This is a genomic window from Kordiimonas sp. SCSIO 12610 (genome assembly GCF_024398015.1).
Taxonomy (GTDB): domain Bacteria; phylum Pseudomonadota; class Alphaproteobacteria; order Sphingomonadales; family Kordiimonadaceae; genus CANLMI01.
Genome location: NZ_CP073747.1, coordinates 2,814,346 through 2,827,317, shown reverse-complemented (window position 1 = coordinate 2,827,317; position 12,972 = coordinate 2,814,346). Strand labels below are relative to the sequence as shown.

The window sequence follows — 12,972 nt, the reverse complement described above, 5'->3', positions numbered from 1 at the left end:
GTTGCCAAGCAATTTATAATATTTGTTAATTTTCATTTGCGGATTGCCCAGGTATCGCGGGTGTATGAATATTGCGAGTAGGCATGTTCAAGCCACCTAAACCATCGTGATATGAATGATCAAATTGTGCATTATCATAAACTTTGAAATCTACGTTCCGGTCTCGGAAGCTTTTAAGCACTTGTCCCAGTCCATTTTGGCCTTGTGCCCGTTGCCTGCGAACCAGGTCCAAATCAATTTCTATTGGGATAATTTCTTCGTTTCCACGCGCTTCGTATACCATGTCACCACCTGGCCCTACGATACATGAGCGACCAATGCCGCCGGCGCCGATACCGTTAATGTCAACTACATAACATTGGAATTGAGCGGCTGTTGCCCTCGCTATTGCCAGTTCAACATCTCTGTCCGTTGTCCCTGTTAATACAGGGTGGATCAGTACCTCGGCACCCATGGCCGCCAAAGTGCGGGTGGTTTCCGGGAACCAGATATCGTAACAGATAGAAAGGCCAAAGCGACCAATTTCAGGAACGTCAAAAACCAAAAATTGGTCACCGCCGGTTACGCCTGTTTCATAAGGCATGAACGGGAACATTTTGTCATATTTGCCAACAATATTTCCGAGCGGGTCTATAACAACGGAAGTATTATAAATTCCTGTTTCGCGGTGCTCGAACATTGACCCGGGTATTAGCCAAACATTCAGCCTCGCGGCCAAATCCTGAAAGCGCTGAATAGTATCAGTTAATGATTTTGGGTGATGGCTTATTAAGGGACCGTGCGGGGATAACTCACTAAAAACCAGCATGTCGAGCCATGGAAATCTAGTTAAGGCCAGTTCGGCACGTTGTTCCATATGCGCAACATTCTCTTCTGTTGCTGATACATACATCTGGATTCCGGCGATAGAAAACGGTCGCATACAATAAATCTTTCTCTCAATATTACGCACAGTACAAAAAAAGGCGCCGACGCGCCCTTTCAAAAGTTATATGAGGTTATTCAATCTAGATATAGGTCGATTATAGTTTTTATAGAGACGCTATATTTGAGTAAACCCTCATTGAAGGGCAAACAGTATGCTTATACTAGCTTGCCAGTGTAGCAGGGGCCTCTGCTTCAGCTTTTTGTGCCTCTTTAGCGATAGCTTCTGAAATATCGACAATCGGTACGATTTCATCATTGTCACTATTTGCTTCTACTTCAGCAGAAACTTCGGCTGTTAACGCTTGATAACGATCGGCTATTTCACCGTCAGACAAGTTTTCAATTTTCTTTGAAACAGTCCAAACTTGACCAAATGGGTCAATAAATTTACCGCTTCGTTCACCCCAATAAGCATTTTCAAGGGGTAAAATAACAGTAGATAGTGAATCCACAGCACGCGCCCATACTGCATCAACATCTTCCAGATATACATGAAGAGCGCTTGTTGCTGCCCCCATGCTGGTTGGTGATAATACACCATAAGCAGGCATTTCATCACTCAGGTGGATGTTGGAATTACCGACTTTTAAGACAGCGTTTACAATAGTGATACCATCGGATGCGTATGTACGGCGGAGTTCTTTGGCATCAAATACATTCGTGTAAAAATCGATCGCTGCTGCTGCGCCGCGAACAATAAGGGAAGGTGTAACTGTGTGATAGCCTTTTGGAACCGCGCTAACTGAACGAGGTTTCGCAGTAGTCTTCTTTTTTGCCGGTGTGGCTTTTGCTTTAGCTGGCTTTTCAACTTTCACATTTTTAACAGGTGCTTTTTCCACAGCCTGTTTTTTAGCGACTTTGGAAGGTTTTTTCGCAGCTTTCTTTGCTGTAGTTTTAGGCGCAGTTTTTGTTGCTTGCGCTTTAGTGGTCGATTGAGTAGTGCGTGCCATTGCATCCAGCTCCTTTTTGCTGTTAGGTGTCAATATCGACTACGGTTTAAACTCTGGTGCATATAAGTATATTTTTGAGGATTTGTCAACATCATGGATCAAGATGTAGCTTTGGGTGTAACAATGACCATTACACAGGCTGATTTGCCGTTTTTGCGTGAAGCAGGCAGGTTAGGTGAGTTTCCTGTGGTCTACCGCGTACATCGCCAACAAAAGGGAGGTGGGTATGGTGATCAAACTCGTCATCCTTTTGCGTGGGGAATTTTGGTATACGTTGATGGCCAATTAGCGAGAGTAAATAGCGCACGCGGCCTTGGCCGTGAATGGAATGATCTGGACCGGGCTGAAAAATGGCTCCGTAGTCAAGGCTTCTGGTATTGGTGGACACGTAATGACCTCGAGGCAATCCATACAATTGATGAAGGAGCGTCTGATGGGACGGCAATCGCTGGGGATTTGGATGCCAGCCATACAGACGAGCTTGCGCCAATTGAAAAATCCAAGTTCAGTTTAAAGTAAAGTACCCTTTGAAACAGGCCCTATGTCGGATGAACACTAAGGCCTGTACCTTCGTTTACAATGTTATTTTGCTGCTTTTTGAATGGCCGCTTTTAGCTTGTTTAGGCCTTCAGAAAGTTGATTGTCAGGAACAGTTAGCGGTGGTAGGACACGGATACAGTTGCCGTAATATCCGCACGCTAGAACGATCAAGCCTTCTTCTTTTGCATTAGCAATTACCTTGGGAACAATTTCCGTATCTGGAATGGTTTGACCATCCTCGGTTTTTAGAAACTCAATGGCACACATTGCACCGTTGCCGCGAACGGCGCCAATCGGAAGGTCGGGGTTTTCTGCCTTAAGGTTAGTGAAACATTCGTCAAAAGCTTGGCCGATTGCCTCAGCGCGTTCAGAAAGTTTGTCTTCGATGATAACATCGATCGCAGCAAGAGCTGCTGCACATGAAACGGGGTTGCCGCTGTAGGTGCCACCAATGCCGCCAGGATTAACACTGTCCATAATTTCGGCTTTGCCAACAACACCAGAGATTGGCATACCGCCGCCCATTGCTTTGGCAATGGTCATAATATCTGGCTCGATACCGCTATGCTCAGTTGCAAATAATTTTCCTGTGCGACCAAAACCTGTTTGAACTTCATCTGCAATCAACAGAATACCGTGCTTTTCTGTCAAAGACCTGAGCGCCTGCATATAGGACGGTGATAGCGGATAGAAGCCGCCTTCGCCCATAACTGGTTCAACAACAACAGCAGCAACCTGATCAGCTTCAATTTCAACCTTGAAAACATGCTCTATCGATTTTAAGGCTTCTGCTTCTGATGTGTGTGGGTGCATTGGTGCAAGCGCATGATAGATGTTAGGTGCGTGCCCTCCAACATGGCCAGCGCGGTATGGCGCTACCTTGCCGTTCATGGTGCTTGTTAGCGCTGTGCGGCCATGATATCCGCCACGAAGTGTAATAATACCGGGTCGTTTTGTTGCTGTACGGGCGATACGGACGGCGTTTTCAACGGCTTCGGCACCAGAATTAAAAAATACAGAACGAGCATTGTTGATGGGAACGAGGCTGTTGATCTTTTCCGCGAGTGTTACATACTCATCATACATAACAACCATCGCACATGTGTGCATAACACGGTCTAGCTGGCTTTTTGCGGCCTCAACAACCTTCGGATGACAGTGACCTGTGTTACAAACAGCAATTCCTGTTGCAAAATCAAGATAGCGGTTATTTTCCACATCCCATAATTCTGCGTTTAGCGCCCGATCGACGTAAAACGGCGCGACAGACGCAAGGCCTGAGGGGAGGGCGCCAAGTCGACGCTCATGTAAATCTTTATTAGTTTGAACCACGATTAGTCCTTTATATTCCAAGTTTAAAATTATTTGTTTGATTGAAGGCGAATAGTGATGGTTTGATCGCTATTCACATTGCTAATTTTTTGTTTGATCCTGCCCGCTTGGGTAATGGATGTTACTTCAACGTCAACCTTTTCTACCTCTCCAAGGCCAAAGTGAACGGGTTGCATATTCTGCGAGATATATCCCCCACCGGTATCAATAATTTTCGTACCAATTACACGACTGGTCTTGTGATCGAAAACTCTTATTTCATCACCTTGACGGGTATAGCGACCATCCGCATCAAGGAGTAAAATTTTGAGAAAATGTGCCCCAGTTTCCGACTTGATTGTATCCCTATTGATGAGCTCATTCTTCCATAAGCTAACACGGCCATCTTTGCTGCGATTGCTGATTGCTATATCAAGGTCACCGTCGTTGTCGTAATCACTGAAACGAACACCGTGGTCTCCGTCAAACAGCTCATGTTCCTTGGGAAATAGGTCGATAAAGTGATCGCCCTGATTATGATACAGGTGGTCATAACCATGTGTTTCACCGCGCTTATATGCGACAACGTAAAGATCATCGCGGCCATCATTGTCAAAATCACCGCAATCTGCGCTAACGGCCAAGTCAGTGGCATTTACGCCCCAATCTTTTGCAGCTTCTCTGTAACCGCCTTTACCATCAGCTATATAAAGCATGTCGGCGCCATAAACAGGAACGAAAATATCCATATGCCCATCAGCATTGACATCACATAAGGTAGCGCCAACGCTTCCTTCATTCAGTGGGCGTCGCGCTTTATCCATTCCCAAGGTTTGAGCTATATCCATGAACTGACCATTATTGTTTTGGTAAAAGCCGTCTCGGTCTCCTGATTGGTTCGGCGCATATAGATCTAAATCACTGTCCTGATCAAAGTCGAACCATACCGCACCAACACCGCGCCGTGGGTCGCTTAAGCCAGAAGACGAGCTGATGTCAATAAATTTGCCGTTGTTATTTTGATACAGTCTGCTGGTGCGGTCGCGCATCGTTACAAACAGATCGCTATCACCGTCTTGGTCATAGTCTATCCAGATACTCTGCCGCGTTGTGCCGATAACATCGAGACCAACATTCTCCGCAACTTCCTCGAAACCATTCTGACTACCTCGATAAAGGCGGTTTTTTAGTCCTGTGTCTCGGCCAAATCCGACATACAAATCAGGGTAACCATCGGCATTATAGTCGCCCCACGATAGGGCCCTATAGTCTGTCATGTCTGATGGTATACCAATGATGTCCTTTGCATCTTGGAAGGTGCCTTTGGTTTGGGCAAAAAACTTGATGCCGCCACGTCTGTACCCTACCGTTAGATCCAGGTCTCCGTCATTGTCAAAATCTGCCCATACAACCGCCTGAGCTTCTGGGCCTGCAAACAATTCAGCTTGGACTTGCGTGAAATGCGGAATATCGGTCGGTACGGGTTGAAAACCGACTAACAAACCAGCTGAGATCACGATCGAAAAAGACCTAACAATTTTAGAGTGCTTTATTTTTTTCATAGCAACGTATCTTTTGCAAAGTCGTGAACTTAGTCAGCGTTATGGTTTCTTGAAATTACAATTGTCGCGTTTCAGAACTTGGCCTGAGCGATTGCCCGTTAAGCGACCAGCTTCAATCATTTGAACGCCATTGACCAATAAGTCGGTTACGCCCTCACTGAGAAGTGTAGCGTTATAAAAATCGGCCTTATCTGCATAACGATCAGGGTCAAAGATGGTTATATCGGCAATGTAGCCTTCCCGGATATACCCACGATCACAAAGCGAAAAAGTTTCTGCGGTTAACCCGCTGCTTTGATGAATGAAACGCCCTAAATCCATTACCGGTGCATGATTTTGATTATCTTTGATATACTGCGTATATTTTCGCGGGAAACTGGCGTATTTACGGGGATGCCCATTTGTGCCGTCAGAGCTTGTCATCACCCAAGGTTGAGCCATAAACGCTCTTATATCATCGTCATTCATATTGAATGATGCAACACGCGCGTTGCCGGCAATTATGATTTCTTTAGCGGCATCAACAAAAGTCAGTTTTCTCTCTTCCGCGATTTCCCGAAGTGTTTTACCTTTAATGTCTTCGAGTGGGCTATCTACAACCAACAAGGCATCTGGTCCGCCGCGGATTTTCAAGGCTTCTTCCATGTCTTGCTTGAGGCGATCCGCGAGTGTGGGGTCCGCAAGGCGCGCAATCATCGCATCGTTACCACCGTCTTTAGCCCATATGGGAACCAGCGCATTTGAGATGCGTGTTCCTGATGCACGCCAAGGATATTGATCAGCGGTTACTTTCAAGCCTTCACTATGTGCGGCTTCCACGATCTTTATAATGTCTGCACTTTGTCCCCAAACAACCGTTCCAAGCGCCTTAATGTGGGCCAAATGGACTTTTGCACCGCTTTGGCGGCCGATTTCAATTGCTTCTTCTACGGATGCGATAAGGCCAATGTTATAAGCGCTTTCATCGCGCAGATGGGTGTCATAAACGCCGCCATATGGCGCTATTTCTTCTGCTAGCGCGATGACCTCTGCTGTTTCTGAAAAACTGCCGGGATCATAAAAAAGACCTGACGACAAACCAACTGCGCCCGCTTCCATCGAAGCATGAACAAGTTCACGCATTCGCTTAAGCTCATCAGTGCTGGGTGCTCGTGCATCATCGCCGACAACATGGCTTCTGACTTTGCCGTGACCGATGAAGAATGCAACGTTCGTTCCTGGTGATTTTGCTTTGACATCGGCCATAACAGCTTCGGTATCAACAGGGCCGCCTCCATCGTTGCCAACAAATACAGTTGTAACCCCTTGTGTTAAATAATTAACATTTATGCTTGTGTCGGTGTTTTGCAGATCACCAAGCGCATGAGTGTGGGGGTCTATAAAGCCGGGTGAAACAATATGACCGGATGCATCGATTGTTTTTTCGGTTTTGTAGCTCGTATTACCTAAGTCGCCAATGAAGACAATCCGTTCATCCTTGATACCAATGTCAAGGGTTTGCCCGTTATCATCAGGATTTCCAGAAAAAACAGTTCCATTAATGATAACTGTATCAAACTGTTGATGTTTCTCATGCTCGTTTGAAGGAGCACACGATGTAGTTATGGCTATTAAACTTGATAGCATGAAAACACGTAAAGGATTAACCATGACCACCTCAAAAACTATTATAGATTGATCTAATCATCACTTTAAAAAATTCAGGGAACGGGTTTAATACCATTCCCTGAATTGCAGTTTTACTCAGCTCGTATTAGAAGTTAATTGTATAATCAACAAAGAACAAACGGCCGAGCGGGGAGTGTAATTCACCTTCAAAGCCAAAGCTTTCGTCGGCTAGCGGTGGGTCCACATCAAATAGGTTATTCACACCAATCCGGATTGTAGTGTCTTCTATGAACAAATCTCTACGTACAATCGATGTGTTAACGCGAATTTGGTCGTCAACCTGGAAGAAGTTCCCATTTGGGTCTGTCACAGTTGGCTCAAAAACTTCACCGACATAATTTGCGAATAAAGATGCACCCCAAAGGCCATCATTACTGTTCCATGTTAATCGGCCTGTGCCCCGCCATTTTGGGAAGAACTCGATTTCAAGAGCAGAACCAACGGCTGCACCAAGAACATCAGGGTTTGCACCGAAGTCTACAAGCGCTTGAGCCGCACCGCTCGGTGCTTGATTGAACGCCAACAAACGTGCTGCATTCAAATCAATATTGAAGCCACCGATATCAGTTTCAAAGCTGTAGTTGATGCCAAAATCAAGGCCGCGAGTAATACGTTGGCCAAGGTTTTCGAAGCTACGTTGAATGATCAAGATTTCGCCAAGTGGGTTATCTTCATCCGGAGTGCCACGAATAACAGATGGGTTGAATGAGCCTTGTGCTCTCAATACCGCATCCAAACGAGATTCGTTTTCATCGCTAAATACGCCAACAGTACCATTTTGTTCAATACGCCAGAAATCAGCTGTAATGATCAGACCTGGTGTTGGTTCTATAACGACACCCAAGCTTAGGTTTTTAGTGCGTTCTGGCTCCAGGTCAGGGTTACCTGCTGTTTCCAGAATATAGTTACCGTTATCTGGCCCGTTGTTGATATCACCAGTGCCTAGCAAGATACCTTCTGCGTAATCGTCAACACCCGTTGTAATTGATGTTGCTGGTGAATTCAGCTGAACCAGGTTAGGTGCTCTGAAGCCAAGCGAGTAAGCACCGCGGAACTGGATTTCCTGAATTGGGAACCAAGAAAGGGCAAACTTAGGCCTAAAGATATCACCAAAGCCAGAGAAGCGCTCGTAACGACCTGCAAGCTGAATATCAATGCTTTGCGCAAGAGGAGCGTCTCTGACAACAGGAATGAGTGCTTCAGCATAAGCAGAAAAAACATTCCGGTCACCGTTGAAGTCCGGGCGAACACTACTACCCTGAAGGTTGGATAGATTTGTTACTTCGCCTGGCGCAAGGCTTGTGTCTAGGGGGTCAATAAACGGTTGGCTACCATCAAAAATAGCAGAGTTGTTTTCATCCAATGTCTCACGGCGATATTCGATACCAGCCGCTACGCCGACGCCGCCTGCTGGTAATTCAAACACAGATGGGTTTGAAACCTTAAAGTCAGCAAGGAATAGGGATGATTCTGCATCACGGAAACCATCAACCAGGAACGGTTCGATAACTGAACGCGGGTTAACTGTTAGGTCAACAATGCTTGACGGGTCACTTGGGTTAACACCAGTGAAAATGTTGTAAGCGTCCGGTGTGTCGAGGCTGAGTGATTGCTGTAGCAGAGATGTTGAAATCCGGTTAGAGAAGCGGTCAATAGTATCTGCTGCGCTGTAGAGGACTGCAGTATCGAAATCCCACTCGCCCCAGTTACCGCGTAAGCCACCTAAGAAACGATAGCTGTAGCTTGTGACTTCGATTTCACGTGGGCCAAGGTCAACAGGACGTAGACTTAAGAGTTCAAACCCTAAACCTTCTTCCGGAACAACGTTTGGATCAAGGCCAGGTAACCGGTTTGGATTAACTCTGCCGTCAGCAAAGGTAACAGGGCCGAACGGGTTATAGAAATAATCAGCAGGAACAAAGAAGCGTCCATTACTGAGGATACTAGCTTGCTCAAATGTACGCTCTGTTTGAGCATAATAGTAAGAAACCTCAGCATACGCTTCGAGATTAGAATTAATTTCATGCTTGGCAAAGCCGAAGATATTTACGCGTTCATTATCCGGAATGAGCGTTCTTTGCGCCAATCTGTTTGGGCGAAGAGCGCGGTTATGGCTTCCTGAGTCAATACAGAGGCTTTGTAGTCCATCTGTTAGCTGAACTGATTCCGGGGTCAATCCACGACCACCACACTGAGCAGCACCGAGTAGTGAACCATTATCAGCGGTAAGGTTTGTTGGGCGAAGATGGAAAGTGCCAATACCATCCAGATCAAAGAAAGGAGTTACCTCTAAGCTTGATCTGTTGTCGAGCGATAAGTCACCAGCAAATTCTTCTGGAACGAGGCTTCTAAGGTCTTCAGAGTTGATAAAGTCTTTTTGCAATGCATTGAAACCACTGCGATTGTCGTAACTTGCAGATACAACTATATTGGTTCTACCTTCATTAAGGTCGAAACCATGAGTTACCTTGAAGTTGAAATCTTCCTGGCCACCGTCTTCTTCAAACCCAATTCGGCCAGTAACTTGCGTGCCTGTGAAATCATCTTGCAGTAAATAGTTTACAACGCCTGCTACTGCGTCTGCACCGTATAGTGCTGCTGCGCCGTCCCGAAGAACCTCAACGCGCTCAATCGCGCCCGGTGGCAGGGCATTAGCGTTTGATGTTGTTACAGGTACACCGTCAAACGAACTTGTTTGGGTAATTGGGTGCAACACAGTTCTGCGGCCATTAATAAGTACGAGTGTATTACCTTCGCCGATACTTCTCAGGTTGAAAGATGCGATATCACCCCGAGCTGCGTTGACACCAGTAATACCGCCCCTTACGGCACCAAATCCAATGGAACCAACTTGTGGTATAGCTCTGAGAATGTCTTCACCGGTTGAAAAGCCATTTTCCTTGAAGGCTTCGCTGTCTAGAACAGTAACAGGAAGAGAACCTGCTATGTCTGAGCCCTTAATCTGAGTACCGGTCACGACGATTTCTTCGAAAACTTCGTCCTCGTCAGTGCCTGCGTCTTGTGATGAATTTTGTGCGTACACACCTTGCGCAGCACTTAGGCTAATAGATCCTAGTAAAATTGAACGGAGTAAGTTTCTGCCCCGCATGATATTCCTCCCATATTTATCAATTTATTCTCACATTATAGTCATGGAACGCTGTGTCAGGACAAATATCAATATTGCACACGTATATAGCTTTTAGTTATGGGATGAATTTAGTAAAATATGTAATTTAATTACAAAAAATAACCAAATGAATATTTAAAATATTATTAATAATATCCAAATTCATACTTTATGACACTATTCAATCTGATGAGTTTTTAAAAGTCACTCATCCATGCCTAAAAGGAATACCCTGATAAAAGTTCTGAATTTGACCACATAACATCCGTGTTTCATTCTGTTGACTGAGGAAACGTTGTTTATATCAGAATGGGCTTAAGTAGGCTCTCAGGTCTTTACGCTCCATAATATAAGCAAAATCGATTACGTCTAAAGGGGGCGCTTATGGGTCAAGAAGCAACAAAACAAACAACAATGATTGGTCGTGAACCATATTCTCGCGCGGTTAGTAATGCTACACGAGAAAAGGTTACGAGCCTTTTGACCAGTGCAATATCACAAGGTGTTATAGGATCATCTTGCGATCTTATAGGCTTTCTTGATATTGACGGTGTTAAAGCCACGGTTAATTCATTAAAAAGCGCGTTTCCAGGTCATTTTACGCACCTATTCGCGGCGAAATCCAACACAATGTTATCCACACTCAAACTTGTCAGAGAATGTGGCATGGGGTGTGAAGTTGCGAGCGCGTCCGAGCTTGAACAAGCAATAAGAGCAGGCTTTACAGCGGGTGAAATTTCATTTGATGAACCTGCAAAAACCAAATCTACGCTTCAGCGGATCATTGACCTTGGTGTTGGTTTGCACATTGATAATTTTGACGAATATGAAATTGTTGCTGATATCGCGAGTAAAACTGCCCCCACAGGACCTGCGGGTTTTCGTTTAAACCCACAACGCGGTGGCGGTGCCATTGCGTCCACCAGCACAGCAACGCCAACATCAAAATTTGGGGTCGGTATGCGTGACGCTGGGAACAGAGAGCGATTGATCGAGCTCTACAGAACTGTGCCCTGGTTAAATAGACTTCATGTCCATGTGGGCGCACAAGGCTGTTCATTTGAATTAATGGCTGCTTCCATACGAGACGTTATTGATTTAGCTGATGAAATTAATGATGGGCTTCCGGAGCAAAAAGTAACCGCTATTGATATTGGCGGTGGTTTACCTGTCAATTTTATGAGCGATGAAATATCGCCGACATTCAAAGAATATGCGGACTTTTTGCGCCCCCATCTTCCTGAACTGTTCAGTGGTAAATATAAGATATTCACCGAATTTGGTCGATCTATACTCGCTAAAAATGGATTGCTCGCTTCTAAAACCGAGTATGTTAAGCAAATGGGTGGGAAGAATATTGCAATAGGACATGCAGGTGCTCAGATTGCTGCGCGGACAGTTTTCGGCCCTGTTGATTGGGCGTTGAGGTTCTCTGTTTATGATCAGAATGGAAAAGCAAAAGCTGGCTCAATGAAAGAATATGACCTTGCGGGTCCCTGTTGTTTCTCTGGTGACCTGATTGCAAGGGATATTGAGTTGCCTGAGATTGAAGCACATGATTGGCTCGTTGCTCATGACACAGGTGCATATTATTTTGCTATTCCATATTTCTTCAATGCTCTGCCAGTACCGGCTATCTATGGTTACAGCTTTGATGGCGGTGAAAACGGCACGCCTGTATTTGAAGAATACAGAAAAGAACAATCAATTGATCAGGTGCTTGCTTTAATTGGCTAGGATCGTTTTGTCAGACTGATTGTAAACTAACCTAATAATATTATAGCCGGTTTGAGAAACTGAATGGTCCCTCAAATCGGCGATTTCATTTATATGTCGATGCTTGTATTTGCCTACATTAGCAAGAGCTACATCACGTAATTTCCTGAATAAAGCGGTCAATACGGACCTAATGTGTTTGGTGCTATCTCCAATCTCTTAAAATATTATCAAAACTAAATTTAGTTGAGTTAGGTTCCATTTCGTGCTTTGGATAGCGTTGATAGGGGAACGGCAATCAATATTACTTAAGTTTTGAAGAGTTTATGGGGCTTTAGTATTGCCGGAAATTTAGTTTTGGAGGATTGTCACCAAATAGGTGCCTTTACCTATCGGTGTCGCTTGCCAAAATATAATTTTACAAGGGACAAGAAAATGGAATTTACGCAAAATCGTACTTTGAAATTCTCAGCATATATATTGTTGGCGCTTGCGGTTACTCAAGGTATTTATACAGCTTTATATATTGGAAAAATAGACCTTCCACGCGGCATAATATGGGGCTTGGAAGGTGTTTTGTTTACAATGCTTGCTGCTTTTGCAGGGGCTGCATTAGCGCAAACTAAAAATTATCATGTCGGCTGGTCAGCCATCGCTTTCAGTTCTGTATTCAATCTCGTTCAGGTTAGTGTAGGGCTTACCATGTTTGGTCCATTTTTTGAGGCGGCAGGCCAAGTGGAAGGAATGGCACCTGCGGCCGGGGCAGTAGTCGCGTTTTCCTTTATGATCTATTATGCAGCGAAAGTCTTACTCGGGTTTGCAGCCCTGATTTTTGGTATGGCGAAAATGCAAACCGGAGGCAAAGCAATAGGTGGTCTAACTGCATTGGTTGGTGGTGTCGCGTTACTTGCTAATGCAGCCCTAATCATTTTTGGACGTGATGCATTTTTACCGTCTGCTGTTGGTGGTGGATCTGGTGTAGCCGCGACCTTACTACTGTCTATATGCCTGATCATGATGGCTCGTGACGATACAGAATAGAGTTATTCCGGTTGTATATTCACGTTTAGTCTAATCATTTTTAAACATTGAGCATTATATATTGAAGTGGGGTTTGTATTATATGAATACGCCCCAATTCTTTTATTTGTCTGACTTTTGCAGGAAA

The 12,972-nt window shown here is 44.9% G+C and carries 9 protein-coding genes; 3 read left to right on the top strand and 6 right to left on the bottom strand.

What is annotated here, in order from left to right; all coding sequences use genetic code 11:
- Positions 1 to 25: 25 nt before the first annotated feature.
- Both KFF44_RS13145 and KFF44_RS13140 read right to left on the bottom strand, forming a co-directional pair.
- Positions 26 to 922 (bottom strand): carbon-nitrogen hydrolase family protein, encoded by an 897-nt coding sequence (locus KFF44_RS13145; protein ID WP_255934905.1) that lies wholly within the window; start codon positions 920 to 922, stop codon positions 26 to 28.
- 166 nt (positions 923 to 1,088) lie between these two features.
- Positions 1,089 to 1,877, bottom strand: coding sequence for a VOC family protein (locus KFF44_RS13140; protein ID WP_255934904.1), 789 nt, complete (start codon positions 1,875 to 1,877; stop codon positions 1,089 to 1,091).
- A gap of 93 nt (positions 1,878 to 1,970) precedes the next feature.
- Here KFF44_RS13140 and KFF44_RS13135 point away from each other — a divergent pair, with 93 nt between their 5' ends.
- A complete protein-coding gene (locus KFF44_RS13135; protein ID WP_255934903.1) occupies positions 1,971 to 2,396 on the top strand; it encodes a hypothetical protein in 426 nt (141 codons plus the stop codon).
- A gap of 63 nt (positions 2,397 to 2,459) precedes the next feature.
- On the opposite strand, the gene KFF44_RS13130 is transcribed toward KFF44_RS13135, so the two are convergent.
- The 4 genes from KFF44_RS13130 to KFF44_RS13115 form a co-directional block, all read right to left on the bottom strand.
- Positions 2,460 to 3,749, bottom strand: a complete 1,290-nt coding sequence (locus tag KFF44_RS13130) for an aspartate aminotransferase family protein (RefSeq protein ID WP_255934901.1) — start codon at positions 3,747 to 3,749, stop codon at positions 2,460 to 2,462.
- A 29-nt stretch (positions 3,750 to 3,778) separates the two neighbouring features.
- Complete coding sequence (locus KFF44_RS13125) at positions 3,779 to 5,290, bottom strand: CRTAC1 family protein (protein WP_255934899.1); 1,512 nt, start codon at positions 5,288 to 5,290, stop codon at positions 3,779 to 3,781.
- Between the two features lie 39 nt (positions 5,291 to 5,329).
- Positions 5,330 to 6,940: an amidohydrolase family protein gene (locus KFF44_RS13120; RefSeq protein WP_255934898.1), complete on the bottom strand. Its 1,611-nt coding sequence runs from the start codon at positions 6,938 to 6,940 to the stop codon at positions 5,330 to 5,332.
- Positions 6,941 to 7,043: 103 nt separating this feature from the next.
- Positions 7,044 to 10,067 (bottom strand): TonB-dependent receptor domain-containing protein, encoded by a 3,024-nt coding sequence (locus KFF44_RS13115; protein ID WP_255934896.1) that lies wholly within the window; start codon positions 10,065 to 10,067, stop codon positions 7,044 to 7,046.
- A gap of 405 nt (positions 10,068 to 10,472) precedes the next feature.
- Here KFF44_RS13115 and KFF44_RS13110 point away from each other — a divergent pair, with 405 nt between their 5' ends.
- A complete protein-coding gene (locus KFF44_RS13110) occupies positions 10,473 to 11,825 on the top strand; it encodes a hypothetical protein (RefSeq protein ID WP_255934895.1) in 1,353 nt (450 codons plus the stop codon).
- A gap of 414 nt (positions 11,826 to 12,239) precedes the next feature.
- Positions 12,240 to 12,845 (top strand): hypothetical protein, encoded by a 606-nt coding sequence (locus KFF44_RS13105; protein ID WP_255934893.1) that lies wholly within the window; start codon positions 12,240 to 12,242, stop codon positions 12,843 to 12,845.
- The last annotated feature ends 127 nt before the right edge of the window (positions 12,846 to 12,972 follow it).